General features: G+C 72.2%; 19 protein-coding genes, 1 tRNA gene and 1 riboswitch. Of the genes, 7 read left to right on the forward strand and 13 right to left on the reverse strand.

Going from position 1 to position 20,212, the window contains the following annotated elements; genetic code table 11:
• Window positions 1–41 precede the first annotated feature (41 nt).
• The 3 genes from ACIO3P_RS10510 to ACIO3P_RS10520 all read right to left on the reverse strand — a co-directional run bounded on the left by ACIO3P_RS10510 (window position 42) and on the right by ACIO3P_RS10520 (window position 3,703).
• On the reverse strand, window positions 42–677 hold the full coding sequence (locus tag ACIO3P_RS10510; RefSeq protein WP_401978140.1) for a hypothetical protein: 636 nt from the start codon (window positions 675–677) through the stop codon (window positions 42–44).
• Window positions 678–962: 285 nt separating this feature from the next.
• Window positions 963–1,430, reverse strand: coding sequence for an SRPBCC family protein (locus tag ACIO3P_RS10515; protein WP_401848879.1), 468 nt, complete (start codon window positions 1,428–1,430; stop codon window positions 963–965).
• Between the two features lie 161 nt (window positions 1,431–1,591).
• The gene (locus ACIO3P_RS10520) at window positions 1,592–3,703 is read right to left on the reverse strand and encodes an asparagine synthase-related protein (RefSeq protein WP_329827602.1); all 2,112 of its coding nucleotides are present in this window, start codon (window positions 3,701–3,703) and stop codon (window positions 1,592–1,594) included.
• A 685-nt stretch (window positions 3,704–4,388) separates the two neighbouring features.
• Here ACIO3P_RS10520 and ACIO3P_RS10525 point away from each other — a divergent pair.
• From ACIO3P_RS10525 to ACIO3P_RS10540, 4 genes are all read left to right on the forward strand, one after another.
• Window positions 4,389–5,891, forward strand: a complete 1,503-nt coding sequence (locus ACIO3P_RS10525) for an MFS transporter (RefSeq protein ID WP_401848881.1) — start codon at window positions 4,389–4,391, stop codon at window positions 5,889–5,891.
• 122 nt (window positions 5,892–6,013) lie between these two features.
• Window positions 6,014–7,261 (forward strand): L-2-hydroxyglutarate oxidase, encoded by a 1,248-nt coding sequence (gene lhgO / locus ACIO3P_RS10530; protein ID WP_329827600.1) that lies wholly within the window; start codon window positions 6,014–6,016, stop codon window positions 7,259–7,261.
• A 95-nt stretch (window positions 7,262–7,356) separates the two neighbouring features.
• The gene (gene trmB / locus ACIO3P_RS10535) at window positions 7,357–8,163 is read left to right on the forward strand and encodes a tRNA (guanosine(46)-N7)-methyltransferase TrmB (protein ID WP_401793996.1); all 807 of its coding nucleotides are present in this window, start codon (window positions 7,357–7,359) and stop codon (window positions 8,161–8,163) included.
• A gap of 61 nt (window positions 8,164–8,224) precedes the next feature.
• The gene (locus tag ACIO3P_RS10540) at window positions 8,225–9,568 is read left to right on the forward strand and encodes a PrsW family intramembrane metalloprotease (RefSeq protein WP_329827599.1); all 1,344 of its coding nucleotides are present in this window, start codon (window positions 8,225–8,227) and stop codon (window positions 9,566–9,568) included.
• Between the two features lie 40 nt (window positions 9,569–9,608).
• Here the strand turns inward: ACIO3P_RS10540 and ACIO3P_RS10545 are convergent, their stop codons facing one another.
• The 5 genes from ACIO3P_RS10545 to ACIO3P_RS10565 form a co-directional block, all read right to left on the reverse strand.
• Complete coding sequence (locus ACIO3P_RS10545) at window positions 9,609–10,658, reverse strand: M23 family metallopeptidase (RefSeq protein WP_329827598.1); 1,050 nt, start codon at window positions 10,656–10,658, stop codon at window positions 9,609–9,611.
• 11 nt (window positions 10,659–10,669) lie between these two features.
• Window positions 10,670–10,824: riboswitch (cyclic di-AMP (ydaO/yuaA leader) on the reverse strand.
• Between the two features lie 342 nt (window positions 10,825–11,166).
• Entirely contained in the window at window positions 11,167–12,336 is a 1,170-nt protein-coding gene (locus ACIO3P_RS10550; protein WP_401794072.1) for a PP2C family protein-serine/threonine phosphatase, read from the reverse strand.
• A gap of 337 nt (window positions 12,337–12,673) precedes the next feature.
• The gene (locus ACIO3P_RS10555; protein WP_401793992.1) at window positions 12,674–13,420 is read right to left on the reverse strand and encodes a MerR family transcriptional regulator; all 747 of its coding nucleotides are present in this window, start codon (window positions 13,418–13,420) and stop codon (window positions 12,674–12,676) included.
• Window positions 13,421–13,544: 124 nt separating this feature from the next.
• Window positions 13,545–13,618: transfer RNA gene (locus ACIO3P_RS10560), tRNA-Met, on the reverse strand.
• A gap of 111 nt (window positions 13,619–13,729) precedes the next feature.
• The gene (locus ACIO3P_RS10565) at window positions 13,730–13,885 is read right to left on the reverse strand and encodes a hypothetical protein (RefSeq protein ID WP_401848883.1); all 156 of its coding nucleotides are present in this window, start codon (window positions 13,883–13,885) and stop codon (window positions 13,730–13,732) included.
• Window positions 13,886–13,950: 65 nt separating this feature from the next.
• Here ACIO3P_RS10565 and ACIO3P_RS10570 point away from each other — a divergent pair, with 65 nt between their 5' ends.
• Entirely contained in the window at window positions 13,951–14,589 is a 639-nt protein-coding gene (locus ACIO3P_RS10570; RefSeq protein ID WP_329827615.1) for an HAD family hydrolase, read from the forward strand.
• 80 nt (window positions 14,590–14,669) lie between these two features.
• On the opposite strand, the gene ACIO3P_RS10575 is transcribed toward ACIO3P_RS10570, so the two are convergent.
• Complete coding sequence (locus tag ACIO3P_RS10575; RefSeq protein WP_329827595.1) at window positions 14,670–14,885, reverse strand: hypothetical protein; 216 nt, start codon at window positions 14,883–14,885, stop codon at window positions 14,670–14,672.
• A gap of 78 nt (window positions 14,886–14,963) precedes the next feature.
• Entirely contained in the window at window positions 14,964–16,379 is a 1,416-nt protein-coding gene (locus ACIO3P_RS10580) for an aspartate aminotransferase family protein (RefSeq protein WP_401848885.1), read from the reverse strand.
• Here ACIO3P_RS10580 and ACIO3P_RS10585 point away from each other — a divergent pair.
• Together ACIO3P_RS10585 and ACIO3P_RS10590 are read left to right on the forward strand one after the other, a co-directional pair.
• Window positions 16,378–16,611 (forward strand): hypothetical protein, encoded by a 234-nt coding sequence (locus tag ACIO3P_RS10585; protein WP_401848887.1) that lies wholly within the window; start codon window positions 16,378–16,380, stop codon window positions 16,609–16,611. The genes ACIO3P_RS10580 and ACIO3P_RS10585 overlap by 2 nt on opposite strands.
• Complete coding sequence (locus ACIO3P_RS10590; RefSeq protein ID WP_329827592.1) at window positions 16,608–17,378, forward strand: SDR family oxidoreductase; 771 nt, start codon at window positions 16,608–16,610, stop codon at window positions 17,376–17,378. Before ACIO3P_RS10585 ends, ACIO3P_RS10590 begins: the two co-directional genes overlap by 4 nt.
• On the opposite strand, the gene ACIO3P_RS10595 is transcribed toward ACIO3P_RS10590, so the two are convergent.
• The 3 genes from ACIO3P_RS10595 to bla all read right to left on the reverse strand — a co-directional run bounded on the left by ACIO3P_RS10595 (window position 17,307) and on the right by bla (window position 20,047).
• Window positions 17,307–17,969 carry a DUF6309 family protein gene (locus ACIO3P_RS10595; protein WP_401793987.1) on the reverse strand — a complete coding sequence of 221 codons (663 nt, stop codon included), beginning with the start codon at window positions 17,967–17,969 and terminating at the stop codon, window positions 17,307–17,309. The genes ACIO3P_RS10590 and ACIO3P_RS10595 overlap by 72 nt on opposite strands.
• 39 nt (window positions 17,970–18,008) lie before the next feature.
• On the reverse strand, window positions 18,009–18,815 hold the full coding sequence (locus ACIO3P_RS10600) for a phytanoyl-CoA dioxygenase family protein (RefSeq protein ID WP_401848889.1): 807 nt from the start codon (window positions 18,813–18,815) through the stop codon (window positions 18,009–18,011).
• Between the two features lie 257 nt (window positions 18,816–19,072).
• Window positions 19,073–20,047 carry a class A beta-lactamase gene (gene bla / locus ACIO3P_RS10605; RefSeq protein WP_401793982.1) on the reverse strand — a complete coding sequence of 325 codons (975 nt, stop codon included), beginning with the start codon at window positions 20,045–20,047 and terminating at the stop codon, window positions 19,073–19,075.
• Between the last annotated feature and the right edge of the window lie 165 nt (window positions 20,048–20,212).

Below are 20,212 nucleotides of genomic sequence, written 5' to 3' on the forward strand. Positions count from 1 at the left end.
ACCGGAGTGGCCGTCGTGGTGAGGGAAGCCCGCCTCGTCGGCTACCGGAGTACCTCGCCGTAGCCGTAGACGGGAAGACCGCCGGTTCCCATCACGCGGTAAGCCTGCCCGTTGTTGTCCAGGACCTTGCTGCCGTGTTCGCCGTCGGCCACCCACTCCACCTCAACGGTGAACCGGATGTCCCGCTCGCCGGGTTGCAGGTGGAGGGTGATCTGTTCCGGATCGCTGTCGGCGACCTTGAACGGGAAATCAACCGCGTCGTCACCCTTGGCAGGGGCCACCGGACGTACTGACACCGGTGTCTTGGCGAGGTTCACGTCGAAGGGGCGCGGCGTCATGCCGCCCCCGCACTCCCCGTATACGACGAATCCTGAACTCGGCACCGCCCTGTTGGACAGGACCTTGACCTTCACGCCGGTGACGACAACCGCCTGTGCGGTCTTCGCCTGCAACGTCAAGGGCAGCTCGGCGGGAAAGCCGCTCTTGTCGCTGACCCGGACGCCCCGATCGTATGCGGCGTTCAGGTCCTTTCGGGCCTCGGCTTTCGGCACATCGATGTATCTGGGGCAACTGTAAGTACCGTCCGAGTAGACCGTCGCTCCTGACGGTCCGGTGATCTTGGTCCATATCCAGCCCCATCCACCGAGAAGCAAGGTGGGCACCAAGGCCGCGATCACCGCGAAGACAACGGCTGTCCATTGGGCCCTGCTCCGCAGCGGCGACGGTACGCGCGGCGGATGCGGAGGCATCGGCGGTACGGCGGGCGTTCCTCGGGTGTTACGGGGCGGCTGCTGCCCTGGTCCGCCGCCCTGCGGCGTTGGGGCACCTGCACCTGCACCTGCGCCTTCGCCTGCGGTCACCACTGCCTCCCCGGCCACGCGAACATTCGTGTCTCCTCGTCACCTCGAACCCGCCGCCGCGTCTCTACGACGTGGCCGGGCCCGGGGCTCAGCCGAACCGAGTCAGCCGGCCCCTTCGACGTACGACGCCAGGTTGGCCAGCGAGGAGGCGATCCCGGCCTCGTGGGCCGCCTGGTCGATGCCGGGTGGCACGTCCACGGCGGTGACGGTCACCTCGGTCCCCGCACCGGCGGGAGTGAGGTGCCAGGTCATCGTCATGGTGCCCGCGTAGGACGGGTCGGCGGCCTCGAACACCGCCCGCTGCACCACACGTTCCTGTGGCACCAGGACGGCGAACCCGATGTCGACGACGTCCGTCGCGTCCGACGTCTTGCCGGGGCCGCCGGCGGGGTCGAGGTACGTGAGGGTCATCCGGAATCCGCCACCGGGCCGGGGGTCCCAGCGCTCGACCCGTCCGCGCATGCCGTCCGGCGGCAGCCAGACCTCAAGGGCCTCCCGGTCGAGGAGGGCACCGTAGACGGCCGCCGGGGGTGCCGCGATCACCCGGACGGCGCGGTCGGTTCTTCCCATGGCCCGATTCTAGGGCTGAGGTCCCGTCAGGCCCATCCTCGCCAACCGGCCCGGCGGAGACTCGGATCAGCGGACCGGCGTCGGTCTTCAGCGCCGGGACGAACGACGCCCAGGCGCCCGCGCGAGCCCAGGCACCGCGCCGAGCCCGGGCCCCGCGCCCGCTACGACCGCAGTGTCGGGCGCGGGACCACTCCGCCCGCGACCGCGCGCTGGCGCGGGGCCGCCGTGCCCGTCCAGCAGGTGCCGCGGCGGGAGAGGAGGCGGCGGAGCCAGAGTTCCGTGGAGACCAGGTCCGCCAGGCCGTCCAGCGGGACCGGTTCGCCCTCGGCCGCCGCGCGCAGCGCCTTGCGGACGACGCGGGCCTCCACCAGGCCCGCGTCGGCGAGGAGGGGGGCGTCGAAGAGGGTGATCAGGTCGCCGATGGAGGCGCGCAGGCCGACCCGGGTGGCCGCCGCGGAGCCCGCGCGGGAGGTGGCGCCCCAGCCCGGGGGGAGGTCGTGGATGCCGGTGCCGGCGAGGACCGTGCGGAGGATTTCGGCGCGGGCGCCCGGCTGGACCCGTAGCGCTTCGGGGAGTTCGCGGCAGGCCCGTACGACCTGGTTGTCGAGGAAGGGGGCGTGCAGCCGCTGGCTGCGGATCTCGCCCGCCTGCTCGAAGACCCGGTGGTCGGCGGCGAAGCGGGCGAGGGCGGCGCGGGCGCGGGCCTCGCCGGGGCGTTGGACGGAGGTGGGGCGGGTGGCGCCCGACATGAGGCGAACCGATACTTCCGCCAGGGCCTCCCCCGTCAGCCAGCGGGCCGCAGGACCGGGCCGTGACCAGGTGAGCGCGGCCAGCGAGGCGCCCAGCGGGCCGTTCGACGCGGCGGACAGCAGCGCCCGGTTGGCCTCGGGGAGCCGGGCGGCGGCCTCTTCGAGGCCGGTGCGGTAGGGGGTACGGGCCAGCTTGCGCGCCGCCCGGTAGACGGTCACCGGGATGAAGAGGGAGGCGGGGGACGGGCCTTCGGCTCTGGCCAGTGCGGTGACCGGGTGCAGGAGGTGGCGTCTGCGCCGGTCCAGGAGCAGATCGGCCAGGCGCGCCGGGTGCGCGTCGAGGACCTCGCGGGCGCCCGCCCCGGTGAAGTGGTCCGCGCTGCCCGCGGCGAGGCGCCGCCGGTGCCGTTCCGCCACGACGAGGGAGGGGCCCGGCTCGTCGGTGAGCGGTCCCTCCAACTCGGCGTACGGCAGGGCCTCCTCGCCCGCGGCGACGACCACGTGGTGCAGCCGGGGGTTGGCGGCGATGGCCCTGGCCCGCTCCAGTTCGGCCTCGTCCCGGCCCGCCGTGGACAGGTCGTTGAAGGTGACGGCGAGCAGCCGCTCCCCCGCGCCGGTGCCGTGCCCGAGGATCGTGCCGGGCGCGCCGGGCAGCCCGGCGGCGAGCAGGGCGAGGGTGCCGGAGGCGCTGCCGCCGGACAGGTCGGCGCCGATGCCGGGGACGGGCCCGGCGCCCCCGCGCGCGGCGCGCCGGTCGGCGGGGCCCATGCCGGGGACGGGTCCGGGGTCCTGCGGCAGGGTCTCGGGGGCGTGGCGCGGGGCCAGGAGCCGGGCGCGTACGGAGTCGACGAGTGCGTCCCGTACGCCTTCGACGGCCAGGTCGGGGTCGCGCTGGGGGCCCGCGACGGCGAGGGAGGCGACCGGTTCGTACCCGGTGATCTCGCGTGATCCCTCGCGCAGCACGAGCGCGTGGCCCGGCGGGATGCGCTTGACGCCCTCGTACGGGGTGGAGTCGCGCAGCGCCTCGGGGGTCTCGGGGCAGGCGAGGAGCGCGGCGAGGTGGCCGATGTCGAGCTGGGCCTCGATGAGGTCGGCGAGCGGCAGGGCGGCGGTGGCGTACGCCGTACCGCTCGCCCAGGGGGTGTAGAAGACGGGGCGCGCCCCGGCCAGGTCGCCGGCGATGGTGATGCGGCGGCCGATCTGGGCGACGGCGGTGTAACTGCCGGACCAGGCGGTGAGGTGGCGCAGCGCGCCGCCGCGCGCGGCGAACAGGCCGACGCGCAGCTCCTCGTCGGTGGCCCCGCAGCAGCCGAGCACGGCGAGCCGGGTGAACGGGTCGACGGTGACGACCCTGACCTCGTCGGGGCGCCAGTCGCCGACGGCCCACAGCGGATCCGGGTCACCCCACAGGAGTTGGGAACCGACCGGGTGGACGCTGCCGCTCTCGGAGTCGCCGACGGGGCCGACCGCCCCGGCCGTGCCGAAGCGCGCGGCGATACTGCTCCATCCCACCAACCACCGCATCGCCGCCTCCACGCTTCCACAGCCTGTGGATCAATCGGGCCCGGACCGGGGCCCCCTGGAACCAGGATCGTGCGGTCCCGGGTCCATGATCCCGCGTCGAAGCTCAAGCTGAGAAGCTCGAACCGAAGCCGTTCGGGACCATGCTGCCATGACAACGGCGCACGGGAGGGCCTACGGAAGCGTGCGCGCGAAGGGGAATGCGCCCCTGGCATTGGCCATGTGGCGGAGAAACGGCGCTCTTCCGACCGACAACCGATGGGCAGCATTCAGCCAATCTCCGAACACGGCGCGGCGCGGCGGGCGGACCCCGTCCGGGCTCCGGCGCCGGCGAACGTTCGGTCCGGGAGGCGGGATTCGCCTCCCGGACCGGTCCACCGCCCGCGGGGATTGGGGCGGCGGTATCCCCCAGCCCACTCGTTCCAGTACGCAGTGGGCCGACCCACGCAGGTCTCATGGAAGCGCTCCGGCTCCCGCGGGGCCAAGAGCGCACGGCCGGGCGCACGCTACACACCCGGAGCACGGCGCGCCTCTCCGGGGCCTCCTCGGCGGCCCCGGGACGGACAACAATCCCGCCATCCGGAAGTCCGGCCCTTAACGGTAGGGATGTGGCGAACTACGCTGGGTTTACGAATGCCGCGTGCCTATGCCGCAGAGCGGCGGCCGTCTGTGTGTCGAGGGGTGGCGCATGTCCAGGGACCTACGCGGGCCGAACGAGAAGCTCGGCACCGTTCTCGCCCTCGCGGGAATCAGCAACGCCGGCCTCGCCCGGCGGGTCAACGACCTCGGGGCGCAGCGCGGTCTGACTCTTCGCTACGACAAGACCTCCGTGGCGCGATGGGTGTCCAAGGGGATGGTTCCGCAGGGTGCGGCGCCCCATCTCATCGCCGCAGCCATCGGAGCGAAACTGGGACGTCCTGTCCCGCTCCACGAGATAGGGCTCGCGGACGCGGACCCGGCCCCCGAGGTCGGGCTCGCCTTCCCCCGCGACGTCGGGGAGGCGGTGCGCACGGCGACGGAGCTGTACCGGCTGGACCTCGCGGGCCGGCGCGCGGGCAGCGGGGGCATCTGGCAGTCGCTGGCCGGATCTTTCGCAGTGAGCGCTTACGCGACGCCCGCTTCCCGGTGGCTGATAACCCCCGCCGACTCCTCGGTCGCCCGTGATCCGGCGGTCGCGGAGGCGGCGCAGGGAGCGCACGGCGGGGGCGGACACCTCACGCAGGGAGCCTCCGACACGACCGGCCCGGCCGGGGCACCCGGCGAGCTGTCCCCGCTGCGTGTGGGCCACAGCGACGTCGCCAAGCTGCGCGAGGCCGCGTCCGACGCCCGCCGCTGGGACTCCAAGTACGGGGGCGGGGACTGGCGTTCGTCCATGGTCCCCGAGTGTCTGCGGGTCGACGCGGCGCCGCTGCTCCTCGGGGCGTACAGCGACGAGGTCGGCCGGGGGCTCTTCGGCGCCACGGCCGAACTGACCAGGCTGGCCGGGTGGATGGCCTTCGACACCGGTCAGCAGGAGGCGGCGCAGCGCTACTACATCCAGGCGCTGCGGCTGGCGCGGGCTGCGGCCGACGTACCGCTGGGCGGCTATGTCCTGGCGTCCATGTCGCTCCAGGCGACGTACCGCGGCTTCGCCGACGAGGGCGTCGACCTCGCCCAGGCGGCGCTGGAGCGCAACCGGGGGCTGGCCACGGCCCGCACGATGAGCTTCTTCCGGCTGGTGGAGGCGCGCGCCCACGCGAAGGCGGGCGACGCGGTCGCGGCCGGGGCGTCGCTGAAGGCCGCGGAGGGGTGGCTGGAGCGCTCCCGGGACGGTGACGCCGATCCGGGGTGGCTGGGTTTCTACTCGTACGACCGGTTCGCGGCCGACGCCGCCGAGTGCTACCGCGATCTGAAGGCGCCGCGCCAGGTACGGCAGTTCACGGAGCAGGCGCTCTCCCGGCCGACGGAGGAGTTCGTACGCTCGCACGGCCTGCGGCTGGTGGTGAGCGCGGTCGCCGAGCTGGAGTCGGGCAATCTGGACGCGGCATGCGCGGCCGGTACGCGGGCGGTGGAGGTCGCGGGGCGGATCTCGTCGGCCCGTACGACCGAGTACGTACGGGATCTGCTGCACCGGCTGGAGCCGTACGGGGACGAGCCGCGGGTGGTCGAGCTGCGCGAGCGGGCCAGGCCGCTGCTGGTGGCGCCCGCGTAGGACCCGCCGGAACGCGTCACGACGGTGCCGGGGAGGCCCCCAGTCGCGTTGGTGTCCGCGCGCGGGTTTAAGCACACCGCCCCCGGGCCAGTGCACTATCGGGGTGGGAGGTGACGCGCGCGATGGGCACACGCGTGGGGTTCGACTGCGAGGTACTGGTGATCGGCGGCGGGATCGTCGGCCTGTCGACGGCGTACGCGATCACGCGCGCGGCCCCCGGCACCCGCGTCGTCGTGCTGGAGAAGGAGCCGGGACCGGCGCGCCACCAGACGGGCCACAACAGCGGAGTGATCCACAGCGGCGTCTACTACCGACCGGGATCGCTCAAGGCGCGGTACGCGGTGCGCGGCTCCGCCGAGATGGTCAAGTTCTGCGCGGAGTACGGCATCCCCCACCGGGTCACGGGCAAGCTGATCGTCGCCACCCGCCGCGACGAGCTGCCCCGGCTGCACGCCCTGGTCCAGCGCGGCCGGGAGAACGGCCTGCCGGTACGGGAGCTGGGCCCGGCGCAGATCATGGAGTACGAGCCGCAGGTGCGCGGCGTCGCGGCCATCCAGGTCGGCACGACGGGCGTCTGCGACTTCGCGGCGGTCGCCCGGCAGCTCGCCGTCTCCGCGGAGGCCGCGGGCGCGTCCGTACGGTACGGATCCGAGGTCACCGCGGTCGACCGGCGCCCCTGGGGCGTCGCGGTCCGCACCGCGTCCGGGGCGGTGGTCAGGGCGCGGGCCCTGGTCAACTGCGCGGGGCTGCACTGCGACCGGGTGGCCCGGCTCGCGGGCGACGAGCCGGGGATGCGGATCGTGCCGTTCCGGGGCGAGTACTACGAGCTGGCCAGGCCGGAGCTGGTGCGGGGGCTGGTCTATCCGGTGCCGGATCCGGCGTTCCCGTTCCTCGGGGTGCATCTGACCCGCTCCGTCGACGGCAGCGTGCACGTCGGGCCGAACGCGGTCCCGGCGCTGGCCCGCGAGGGGTACACCTGGACCGCCGTACGCCCGGCCGAGCTGGCCACGACGCTGGCCTGGCCCGGGGCGTGGCGCACGGCGCGCGACCACTGGCGGTACGGCGCGGGCGAGCTGCGCCGCTCCCTCTCGAAGCGGGCCTTCGCGACGGCCGTACGGCGGCTGCTCCCCGCGGTCAGGGACGCCGACCTGCGCCCCGCGGCGGCGGGCGTACGGGCCCAGGCGGTCCTGCGGGACGGCACCCTGGCGGACGACTTCCTGATCCGGCGGGCGGGCCGCACGGTCCACGTCCTGAACGCGCCGTCACCGGCGGCGACCGCGTCGCTGCCCATCGGCCGTGAGGTGGCGCGGAGGGCGCTCGCGGTGCTGGCGGAGGAGCAGGGCCCCGGGGCGGTCCGCCGGGTTCCGTAGAATTGGTGCGGCGCGGCCGGATCCCGGCCGTACCGCACCCCGTACCCGCACCCCACCCCCGCTACCAGCCACTCCCACCAGCCCGGATTGCCGAGATGACCGAGAACCCCACAGCGAGCCGTCCCACGGGCCCCACGGTGAGCCGCCCTGCGGTGAGCCGTCCCGCGAGCCGGATGTTCCCGGACGGCACGGGCCCCGCGGCCGACCCCGCCGGCTCGCACTTCGAGCGGCGCATCCGCAGCTTCCAGCCGCGCCGCAGCCGGGTGACCACCGGGCAGGCCGACGCGCTGCGGCGGCTCTGGCCCGCCTGGGGCCTGGACATCGACGGTCAGCGGGTGCTCGACCCCGGCGCGCTCTTCGACGGGCTGCCGGTCGTCCTGGAGATCGGCTTCGGGATGGGCGAGGCGACGGCGCGGATGGCCGCCGACGCCCCCGGCACCGGCATCCTCGCCGTCGACGTGCACACCCCGGGCCAGGGCAATCTGCTCCGGCTCGCCGAGGAGAACGGGCTGTCCAACGTACGGGTGGCCAACGGCGACGCGATCATCCTGCTCCGCGAGATGCTGCCCGCCGCGTCGCTCGACGGAGTACGCGTCTACTTCCCGGACCCCTGGCCCAAGAAGCGGCACCACAAGCGCCGGCTGATCCAGCCGGAGTTCCTGGACCTGGCCGCGGCCCGGCTGAAGCCCGGGGCCGTACTGCACTGCGCGACCGACTGGGAGCCGTACGCCGAGCAGATGCTCGCCGAGCTGACGGCCCATCCGGACTTCGGCAACACGGCACCGGACGGCGGCTACGCGCCACGGCCCGCCTTCCGGCCGCTGACCCGGTTCGAGGGCCAGGGGCTCGACAAGGGGCACGCGGTGCACGACCTGCTGTTCCGCCGTACCGACAACGGTTAGGGTCCCCCGGGATCACCCGGGGTGATCGCCGGGTGTCAGTGCTCCTCGTTAGGGTCATGGGGTGTCAGAACCGTCCCCGCAGCGCCTCGACCCGCATCCGGCCATCCCCGTCTACGAGCAGCAGGAGCAGCTCGGCGACCTGTGGAGCGCCGTGCCCGAGCCTGCCCGCAGGCGCTACCGGCCGACGCGCGCGTTCTGGCGCAACAGGGCGGTCAGGGCCGGGGCGTTGATCACGGTGCTCGCGCTCTGCGCACTGGTGATCCTCGCGCTCGTCCGGGAGCAGACCGGGCCCCAGGGCTTCCTGGTGGGCCTCGGGCTCGCCGTTCTGCCCGTACCGCTGCTGGCCGCGGCCTTCCGCTGGCTGGACCGGGTCGAGCCGGGCCCGTGGACGAATCTGCTGTTCGCCTTCGCCTGGGGCGCCTTCGCCGCGGCGCTCGTCGCGATCATCGCGAACTCCTTCGCGACGGAGTGGATAGCCACCGCCACCGCGGACCCGGCCGGCGCGGAGTCCCTGGGTGCCACGGTGATAGCGCCGGTCGTCGAGGAGAGCGCGAAGGCCACGGCGATCCTGCTGATCTTCCTCTTCCGCCGGAGGAGCTTCACGGGGCTGGTCGACGGCGTGGTGATCGCGGGCTTCAGCGCCACCGGCTTCGCGTTCACGGAGAACATCCTCTATCTGGGCAACGCCTTCGGCGAGGACCAGAGCCAGGGGCACTCCGGGCTGAACTCGGTCACGGCGGCGACCTTCTTCGTACGCGTCGTGATGTCGCCGTTCGCGCACCCGCTCTTCACGGCGGCGACGGGCATCGGCTTCGGCCTGGCGGCGGTGGCGGCCCGGCGCCAGAAGGTCCGCCGGGTGGTCTTCCCGCTGCTCGGGCTGGTCCTCGCGATGGGCATGCACGCCCTGTGGAACGGGTCGGCGTCGCTGTTCGGGCCCTTCGGCTTCTACGCCGTGTACGGGGCGTTCATGGTGCCGGTCTTCGGGCTGCTGACCTGGCTGGCGATCTGGAGCCGCCAGCGCGAGCTGCGGACCCTCGCGGCCGAGCTGCCCGCGTACGCCGCCGCGGGCTGGCTGGCCCCGGCCGCGCCCCTCGCGCTCTCCTCGATGCGGGCGCGCACCATGGCGCGGGGGTTCGCGAGCCGCAGCCACGGGCGCGCGGCGGCGCGGGTGGTGGGGGAGTACGAGGCGTTCGCGACGGCCCTGGCGTTCCTGCGCCACCGGGCCGGGCGGGACCCGGTCGGCCCGGACTTCGTGGAGCGCGAGCAGGAGCTGCTGCACCACCTGTGGGAGCGCAAGGAGATAGCGGGGCCCGCGCTGACCTATGCGGCGCGGGCCACGGGCCGGGTGCGGGTACCGCCGCCGTACATCGACTACGACGGCTACAACCCGTACCGGCAGTACTGATCCCCCGCGAGGGCGGGGGCCAGGGCGGACGGGGCGGGGCTCAGGGGTTGATGCCCTTGCCGTTCAGCCAGGCCATCGGGTCGATGCCCGCACCGCCGGAGGTGTGGACCTCCAGGTGGAGGTGCGGCCCGGTCACGTTGCCGGTCGCGCCGACACGGCCGATGACCTCACCGGTGGAGACCTTCTGCCCGGCGCTGACGGAGAGCGAGGACTGGTGCGCGTACCAGACCTCCGTGCCGTCATCCAGCTCCAGGACCGTGCGGTAGCCGTACGAGCCCGACCAGCCGGCCGACTTGACGGTGCCGCTGTGCACGGCCTTGATCGGGGTGCCCGTGGGCGCCGCGAAGTCCAGGCCGGTGTGGTAGCCGGAGGACCAGAGGGAGCCGGACTGCCCGAAGGAGGAGGTGAGGGTGTACGAGGAGGTGGGGAGGGAGTAGCTGGCCGCCAGCTTGGCGAGACGTTCCTTCTCGGCCTTGGCCTTGGCCTCCGCCTCGGCCTTCTTCTTGGCCGCCTCGATCTTCTTCTCGGCGTCGGTCTGGCGCGCCTTGGCCTGGGCCGCGGCCTTCTCGGCCGCCGCGTCCTGCACCGCCGCCTTCTGCGTGGCGTCGGCCTCGGTCTGCTGCCGCTCGGCCTGCTGGAGGATGCGGGCGCGCAGCGCCTCGCCGGCGTCGGTGGCGCCCTGTTCGGTGTCCGAGATCGTCAGCCCGGCGGTGGTCAGCGGCTCACGGGCCAGCACGTCGGACTCGGAGTCCGAGTCGTCCGAGCCGAGATAGGCCATCCCCGGCAGGGACTTGGCGTCCGGAAGGTTGTCCGCGATGGCATCGGGCAGGGATATGGAGACAGCGGGCTTGTCCTGCGCGGTGGCGATGCCGCCCGCGCCGACAGCGGCGATGACGCCGACGCCGAGGACGGTGGAGCTGCGGGCGAGTCCGTTGCGCTGTCTGGCGACGCGGTGCTTGCCGCGTACGGGACGGACGGACTCCTCGGTGGGGTTCCACTCCCCCCAGGTGCCGGGCGCCTCGTTCTCACCGCCGCTGCCGAAGGAGTGGGGTTCGAAGGTCGCCGTGGGGGCAGACTGGTTGGACGCCACTGAGGCGTGCTCCTTTCCTTCCTTCTCGCCTACCGGGTTAGCTGACGGGTTCGGAGCAGGAAGGTCTCCTACGGGTGTCCCCTGCCACGCAAAGCGGCAAGTAACTCCCGATTCACCCCAATGGGTGGTTCCCCGGTTCCCTCGCGGGATTCGGCGCGCGCGCACGGTGCCATCTCTGACGACGGCTGGGACGACCGCGCTGCGTTATCGAACGTTAATAGAGACCAGGGCGTTATTCCAAGCTGTTCCCGGTGATCGTTAACGACTTCGCATCGGACGTACCGGGACACAAGAACGCGCATCAGGGCGAGTTGATCGACGCCCGGGGCATATCCGTCCACCGCACATACTTGACGGTATGTCATTTGTTGTGCGGAGGGGTACGTACCGATCACGGTTCGTGACCGCCGGTGGTGACGCCCCCTCACACTTCCCTCACGGACTCGCGTCACGGGGGCCGACGGAGGCCGACGCGGGGAGCCTCACGGACTCGCCTCATGGACTCGCGTCACGGCACGATCGGCATCGTCCTGCGCCGCTCCGGCTCCCCCTCCGTGGGCCGGCTGACCGCCAGCAGCGCCATGTCGTCCTGGCTGCCGCCGCCCGTGTGCAGCCGTACGTCGTCGATCAGCGCCTGGAGCATCTCGTCGGGCCCCTGGAAGATCCGCCCGTTCAGCCGCTCGCGCGGGACGTAGAAGACCCCCTGGTCGTCGCGCGCCTCGGTGAGCCCGTCCGTGTAGAAGAGCAGCGTCGCGCCGTCGGGGTACGCGGACTGCTCCGCCCGGTCCGGCCACGCGCCCAGCTCGCTCATGCCGAGCGGCAGCGCGGGGTCGCGCGGCGCCAGCATCCGTACAGCTCCGTCGTGGCACATCAGCAGCGGCTCGGGATGCCCCCGGTTGACGAGCCGTACGACGCCCTCGCCGTGCGGGATCTCCGCCAGTACGGCCGTGGTGAACCCCTCGAAGACATCGAGCCCGTCCCGCCGCGTCCCCTCGCGCAGGAGCGAGCGCTCCAGCCGCTGCGCGACCCCCTCCAGCGAACTCTCCTGCTCCGCCGCCTCCCGGAACGACCCGATGATCACGGCGACCGCCTCGACCGCCTCCAGCCCCTTCCCCCGTACGTCACCGACCACCAGCCGCACCCCGTACGGCGTGTCCTGTACGGCGAAGAGGTCCCCGCCGATGAAAGCGCCCTCCTGCGCCGCCTCGTACCGCGCCGCGATCCGCAGCCCCCCGATCCGCTCCGCGGGTCTGGGCAGCACGGCGCGCTGGGCGGTCTCCGCGATGATGCGGGCGGAGGCCAGCCGTTCGCCGCTGCGTCTGACGACCCCGTTGATGTAGAGCGCGAGGGCGGAGACGACCAGCACCGTCAGCAGCTCGCTGATCGACACCACCGTGGTCAGCGTGCCCGTATGGGCGCGCAGCGCCACCTCGGCGGCGAGCGAGGCCAGGGCCACCAGCAGGGTGCCGAAGAGCGGGTAGAACGGCGCCGCGATCAGCGGGGCGGCGGCGAAGAGCGGCGAGGAGGTCACCCGCGTCGGGGTCGCCAGGTCCAGGATCACCCCGCCGATGATCACCAGCGCGGGCAGGAACCGGACGAACCGGCGCCCGGCGAGGCGCCGCCCGTACCCGTACGGTCCGCGCTGTCCGTACGGCGCCCGGTCCCCGGCCTGTCCCAGGTCCCTGGCGGGGTCGCGCCGGTGGTCGCGCCCGTTCGTACCGGTGGCCCAGAAACCCGCACCGTCGGCACCCCAGAACCCGGCGCCGTCGGCGTCCTGCCTGGTCCTGCCGCCGAGGCGTTCTCCGATCTTCCTGAGCTTCCCCACCAGTCGTCTCCTGCCCGATCCGCCGACGGCTGCGGACGGTACCGCGCTCCACCCAGGCTGGCCGCTGCCGCGCCGGGCAGCGACCCGCCGTCGGCCGACTGGGCTACGGAGAACCGGTACCACCGATCAGGAGACCGGTACTGCCGACAGGAGACCGGTACTGGACCACGGAGAACCGATGTGGAAACGCTCAGTCGGTCAGGTGGCGCTCGGCGTACACCTTCATGGCGTCCCGCACGAGCACAGCCGTACCTTCACCGTACTGGTCATACGTCGCGGTGAAACGTGGATCATCGACGTACATGGCCGTCACCCCGATGACATAGGACCTGGTGGGCTCCATGGTCACCGACAGCCAGTCGCAGTGACGCCGGGCGATCGCCTGCGCCTCGTCGCTCGACGCGCCGTGCCCGGCCGCCGCCGTACGCCCCCAGTCGCGGGCGATCGACTCGTGCTGCTCGACGAACGCCCGGCGCTCCCCCTCGCTCAGCGAGCGCCACCAGCGGTCGCTCTTCTCGTAGGCGGGGCGGCCCCACCGCTCGGTGACCTCCTGCTCGTACCGCGTGTGCGCGAAGCCGTCCAACACTTCTTCCGCCATGAGTTCCTCTCCGTTCTCGGTCTTGTGGAGAGTGGTCCGCACGGACGCGATCAGCCGTCCGATGCGCTCGCGCTCCTGCTCCAGCAGCCCCAGATGGCCCCGCAGGGCGGCGGCCGTGTCCTGCCGGCCGTCGAGTACCCGGGCGATGTCCGGCAGCCCGAGCCCCAGCTCCCGCAGCAGCAGGATCCGCTGGAGCCGGACCAGGGCGTCCTGGCCGTAGTACCGGTAGCCGTTGGCACCGGTCCTGCTGGGCTCCAGCAGCCCCAGTTCGCCGTAGTGCCGGAGCGTACGGCTCGTCGTACCGGCTTTTTTCGCGATGTCCTGGATCGACCACTCCATGACGTTCACGGTAGAAGTTGACGTTACGTAAAGGTCAAGCCCCGACGTCGGGGCCGGAGTCTTGGACCGGAACACGACGAAGGCCCGGATTCCTCAAGGAATCCGGGCCTTCGTTTTCTTCCAGTAGCGGGGACAGGATTTGAACCTGCGACCTCTGGGTTATGAGCCCAGCGAGCTACCGAGCTGCTCCACCCCGCGCCGTTGAATGCAACTCTACGCCATCCGGAGCACGGTCATGACCACTTACCCGGCGGGGCCTCCGGAAGGGCGCTACGCGGCCTCCACGACATCGGCCCGTACGGCGGCGGCTCACTCCACCAGCAGCCGCTGGTAGCGCTCCTGCTCGGCCGACGACAGCGCGCTGCCCGCACGCGCCCACAGCGCGCGGATCTCCGCGTTCACCACAGCGGCGGATCTGACGGGGGACGGGGACGCGGACTTCGGGGTGGAAGAAGAAGCGAACATAGGAGCAAGGCTACGGCCAGCCACTGACAATCGGCGGAGCGTATCCCCCTACGCTGGGACCGGTGATCGAAAGCATCGTGTTCGACGTAGGCGAGACCCTCGTGCGCGACGACCGCCACTGGGCCTCCTGGGCCGACTGGCTCGGCATCCCGCGCCACACCATCTCCGCGCTCGTCGGCGCCGCCACCGTCCAGGACAAGGACGACACCGAGGCGCTGCGCCTCATCAGACCCGGTATGGACGTCGCCGAGGCGTACCGCGCCAGGGAGGCCGCGGGGCGCGGCCAGCACCTCGACGAGTCCGACCTCTATCCCGACGTACGGCCGGCCCTCGCGGGCCTCAGGAAGCTCGGCGTCCGGGTCGTCCTGGCGGGCAACCAGACCGCCAGGGCCGGCGAGCTGCTGCGCGGCCTGGACCTGCCGGCGGATCTCGTCGCGACCTCGGGCGAGTGGGGCGTCGCCAAGCCGTCCCCGGAGTTCTTCGCGCGGGTGAGCGAGGCGGCGGGGGCGGCGCCCGACAGGACGGTGTACGTGGGCGACCACCCGGCGTACGACCTGTTCCCCGCGAAGGAGGCGGGCCTGCGCACGGCTCATCTGCGGCGCGGGCCGTGGGGGTACCTGTGGGCGGACGACCCGGCCGTGGTCAAGGCGGCGGACTGGCGGATCGACGGCCTGACGCAGCTCGCCGCGCTCGTCGCGGACTGATCATTTGTAGAGGGGCCCGTCGGCCGGGCGGCGGGCCGGGCGGCGGGCCCGTCGGCCTGCCCGGCCGGGGCGGCGGGCCCTCACACCACCACGCTGTACTCGTGCGCGGGCCCGCCCTGCCACTCCACCCAGCTCGGGTCGTCGAGCAGCTCCCAGGCGTCGGGCAGCCCGGCCAGCCGCAGGAATTCGACCAGGTGGTCGTCGGAATGGGCGAGTCCCATGATCCGCCCGCGGACCGTGACCCGCCGCCCGCCTGTCCCGGACGCCCGGTGGACGACGATCGGTGCATCACTCATACGGCCAAGAGTGCGTCGATCCCGCTCCGTACGCAGCATCTCGGGGGCGCTGATTTCCGTACCGGACTGTAGCGTGCGTCACATCCGCCCCTCCGCTCCCGGTGTTCCCCCTCCCCCCAGCACCGCGAAGACCTCGTCGATCGCGGCGCAGGTGCGGTCCGTGTCGTCCTCCGTCACCGCGGCCGACACGAACCAGCAGGCCAGTCCGTGCGCGTTGGTGTGGATGCCGCGGCGCAGCAGCTCGTGGCGGAAGACGTCGTACCGCCGCTGGTCCAGGTGGAGCGTGTCGCGGTAAGTACGGGTGGGGTCGCCGCCCGGCGAGAACACGACCTGGAACATCGCGCCGACGCCCTGCACCGCGCACGCGACCCGGTGGTCGGTGGCGGCCCTGCGGATGGTCTCCATGATCCGCTGGCCGGTGTCGTCGATCCTCTTGACGACGGCGGGGTCGGCGAGCGCGGTGAGCGTGACGAGGGCGGCGGTCGCGCAGAGCGGTGAGGCGTTGTACGTACCGCCGTGCTTGACGCGGCCGTTGGCGAGCGCGGCCATCACCTCGCGGCGGCCCGCGAAGGCGGCGATGGGCAGCCCGCCGCCGAGGGCCTTGGAGTAGACGGCCAGGTCGGGCACGACGTCGTACAGGGCCTGCGCGCCGCCGGGTCCGGTGCGGAAGCCGGTGCAGACCTCGTCGAAGACGAGGAGGATGCCGCGCGCCGTGCACTCGTCGCGCAGGAAGCGCAGATAGCCGGGGGCGGGCATCGTGCAGGCGTTGTTGGCGACGATGGGTTCGCAGATGACGGCGGCGAGTTCACCGCGGTGGGCGTCGAGTACGGCGACGAGGGCGTCCGGGTCGTTCCAGGGGCAGACGACCACATCGCCGCTGACGCCGGACGGGATGCCCGGGGAGTGCGGCACGGAGTGCGGGGCGTCGTAGGGGCCCGCCGCCGCCTCCGGGGGGCGGTTGGAGATCGCGAGGGTGTCCGTCCACCCGTGGTAGTGGCCCTCGAACTTGAGGACCTTCGACAGCCCGCTGTGGCCGCGCGCGGCCCGTACCGCTCCCTGGACGGCCTCCGAGCCGGAGTTGGCGAAGCGGACGAGATCGGCGCAGGGGACCATCGCGCGGATGAGTTCGGCGAGTTCGACCTCGGGCACGTTGCAGGTGCCGAACATGGTCCCGCCGGCGAGGACACCGGTGAGGGCGTCGGTGAGCGCGGGGGCGGCGTGGCCGAGTACGGCGCTGCCGTAGGCGGCGAGGTAGTCGATGTACTCGTTTCCGTCCGCGTCCCGGATGCGGGCCCCGGAGCCGCTGGTGATGTAGAGCGGGTACGGGTGCGGTCCGGTGGAAGTGAGCCGGGAGGAGGAACTGATTCCGCCGGCGAGGGATTTCTTGGCGCGCTCGAACAGGGCGCTGCTGTTCGCGGTTCCGCCGAGGGCGGGAACGCCTGGAAATCCAGGAACGCCGGAATCAGGTATGCCGGATGGATTCAACGGGATCATGGCCACTCCTGCCCGGGAATTTGTTCGAAAGATTCAGGTTCTCGACGGCCTCGACGGTCTCGACGGCCTCGAAGACCTAGGAGGACTCGACGAACTCACGTTTCACGCGGTCTTGTTTCACGCGGTCTTGTTTGACGCTGTCTTGACGAGCATCTCGATCAATCCCCAGACTCGTCGACTCGTCTCCGCCTTCACGGAGATCCAGAATGCGGCGAAAGGAAGTCGGGCATGACCGAATCCACTGAATTGGCCGAAAAGATCGCGATCGCCGTCGTCACCGGCGCGGGCAGCGGCATCGGCCGCGCCTGTGCGCTGGGGCTGCTGGCGGACGGCTGGACGGTGGTACTGACCGGGCGCCGCGAGAACGCGCTGAAGGAGACGGCGGCGCTCGCGGGCCCGGCGGCGGAGCGTGCGGTTCCGGTGCCGGCGGACATCACGGACGCGGACGCCGTGACCCGGCTGTTCGACGAGGTGGGCGGACGGTTCGGACGGCTGGACCTGCTGTTCAACAACGCCGCCGACACCATGCCGTACACCCCGACGGAGGACGTCTCCGCCGAGGACTGGCACCGCGTCATGGACTCCGTCGCCACCGGCACCTTCCTCTGCTCGCGGGCCGCGTACCGGATGATGAAGGACCAGACGCCGCGCGGCGGCCGGATCATCAACAACGGCGCCCCCTCCGCCCAGGTCCCGCGACCGGATTCGATCGCTTTCACCGCGGCGAAGCACGCCGTGGCGGGGCTGACGCGCTCGCTGTCGCTGGACGGCCGGCGTTACGACATCTCGTGCGGCCAGATCGACATCGGCAATGTGACCCCGGTGGGCCGGGAGCAGCCGGCGGTCCGGCAGGCGGACGGGACGCTGCGCGTGGAGCCGACGATGGACATCCGTCATGTGGTGGAGATGGTGCTGGTCATGGCGAACCTACCGAGGGGCGTGAACGTCCAGTCCGTCGCCGTCCTGCCCAGCGCGATGCCGTACGTGGGACGCGGCTGAGTCCGGGCCCCGGTCAGGCCCCGGCCCCGGCCCTGGCTCCGGCTCCGGCTCCGACTCCGGCGCCGCGCCGGCCGGGGCGTGGCTCGCGAGGAACGCCTCGATCCGGGTGCCCGGCGTGAGCCGGCCCGCGCGCTCCCACGCGAGCGCGCGGTGCAGCCCGTCGAGATGGATCAGCCCCTCCCGCACCACCAGCCCCTCGTAGTCGACCCCGGGCACCGCGTGGGTGCTGAGGAAGAGCGGGGTGAAGGGCGCGGTGCCCATCCGTTCGAGCTTGCGGGCACAGACCGGGTTCGTACGGGCGTACGCGTCGCCCAGCTCCCGTAACCGGAGGACCGCCTCGGCGACGGTCAGGCCCGACGCGGGGACGAGCTCGCGCTCGCCGCCCTCGCCCAGGTGCCACGGCAGCACCATCCCGAGCAGATCGTCCCGGTCGAGCAGCACGCGCTGCCACGCCCCCAGCGTGGACTGGGCCTGGCGGATGTGCTCCTCGGCCTCGTCGTTCGTATTGGCCTCGTGGGCGAGTTCGAGCGGATGCGCCCGCGCGAAACGGCGCTGCACGGTCTCGAACGGAACGGCGGCGACCACTCTCATGCCTCTCTCTCCTCTCTCTCCTCTCATCCCTCGCATCCGTCACGCCTCGTACCCGGTCGCCTCGTACTCGGTGAAGTGGCGCTCGTCGAACAGATCGGGCCACCGCCCCCGGTCGAGCCCCAACCCCCGCGCGGTGGCGAGCACATGACGCCAGTACGGCTTGACGGGCGGCCAGCGCGTGCCGGTCTGGCAGTAGGAGGCGTCGATCATGTACCGGGGCCCGCCCGTGGCGCCGGGGGCGGAGCGGCGGGCGTGGAACAGCGCGGAGTGGATCACCACCGTCGACCCGGCGGGCAGGTCGTCGATGACCACCTCGGAGGGCAGCCGCCGGGTGCCGAGATGGGCGCGGGCGGTCTTCTCGGCGATCTCCCGGTGCGACCCGGGCAGCACGGCGAGCCCGCCCATCTCCGGCCGCAGCCCACGGATGTAGTGCAGCGCGTGCACCATGACCCGCTCCCGGTCGCGCTGCGGGAGCTGCTCGTAGTCGTGATGCCACCCCTTGCCGGGAGCGCCGGGCGCGCGCCGGTCGCAGTGCATGTGGTGAAAGACGAACGAGGGGCCCAGCACCCTGGAGAGCAGCGCCATCAGCGGCGGATGCACGGCCAGTTCGCCATGGGCTTCGAGCTGTATCTCCACCACTTCCGGCGTCCCGTACACCTCGGGCTTCCGGCACGCGTCGATCGACTTCTGCCGCAGACCGCTGTCCACCCAGAGATCCACTTCCCGCTCCAGCGGATCCAGCGAACCGGACGGAAGAAATCCGGGGAGGACGAGATACCCGCGTTCCCCGAATTGCTCCAGCAGACTCCCGTCGAGTTCCGGTTCCGGGGAAATGTGTTCGCGCATGGTGCGACACCCCTCTCTTCCGCTCCCCATGAATTCCGTCGGCAACCGGTCGCGGCATATGCGCGGCACGTGTGCGCCGAGGGATCCCAGGTGACTGGAGTGCTCCGGAATTCCCCGGAACAGCGCCCAAAGGTAGCCAATAATTCATCCGGCCAGACCCGGGGCGGAAGACAATGGCCGAAGCGTGCCGTCCTGGCAAGAAATGCGCGAATACCGGAACGCGGCCCGCCCGCGCGTGCGGCCGTGGGTTCTGGGACCTAGCGGTCCATGGCGTCCGCGACGACGGAGGCGGCCTCGGCGACGAGCGCGTCGTCGTACGTGGCGTCCGGCTCGTCCCGGGTCGACAGCACCGCGACGACGATGGGGGCGCCCTGGTCGGGCCAGACGACGGCGATGTCGTTACGGGTGCCGTACTCGCCGCCGCCGCTCTTGTCGCCCACGGTCCAGTTGTCCGGCATCCCGGCGGCGATGAGGTTCGCGCCCGTCGTGTTCGTCGTCAGCCACTTGGTGAGCTGCGCCTTCTCCCTCTTGCCGAGGACGTCGCCCAGGACGAACGAGCGAAGGTTCTTCGCGAGCGCCCGGGGCGTACTGGTGTCGCGCGGGTCCCCGGGAGTGGCCTCGTTCAGGTCGGGCTCGTAACGGTCCACCTGGGTGACGTCGTCACCGATGCCCTTCAGAGCGGCGCCGAGGCCCGCGGGGCCGCCGATCGTACCGAAGAGCAGGTTGGCCGCGGTGTTGTCGCTGTAGCGGACGGAGGCGTCGGCGAGTTCGCCGACGGTCATACCGGTGTCGACGTGCTTCTCGGTCACCGGCGAGTGGGGGACCAGGTCGTCCGCGGTGTAGTTGATCCTCTTGTCCAGGCCGGCCAGCTTGTGCTTCTTCAGGACGGTGCCCGCCTGGAGCGCCTTGAACGTGGAGCAGTAGGCGAACCGCTGGTCGGCCTGGAAGGCCAGTTCGCGGTTGGTGCCGGTGTCCAGGGCGTAGACGCCCAGACGCGCGTCGAACTTGCTCTCCAGCTTCTTGAACCGGCTGTCGTAGGAGCCGGATACGGAGCCGCCGGACGCCTCGGAGCCGGACGCGGAGCCGCCGCCCAGGTCGGAGACGGACGCGACGGTACGGGTCCTCTCCTCCCGCGCTCCCGAAGCGCTTTCCGCCCCGCCGCACGCGGTGAGCGGCAGAAGCGTGAGGACGAGGGTGCCGAGGGCAATACGACGAGCGGGAACGTCACGCATGGTTCGAACCTCCGATGACGGCATGGCACAGGGCGCATGGCGCATGGCGCACCGGCCCGCCGGAGTGCGGGCCGGTGATCTGGAAGCATCCTGGCGGCGGAGCGGCTATGCGGTCCAAGACAGAAATGGCCGATGCGATGCTGTTTCCGCATAGGATGGCGCGTC

Source organism: Streptomyces sp. NPDC087310 (genome assembly GCF_044744405.1).
In the GTDB taxonomy this organism is placed as follows: Bacteria; Actinomycetota; Actinomycetes; order Streptomycetales; family Streptomycetaceae; genus Streptomyces.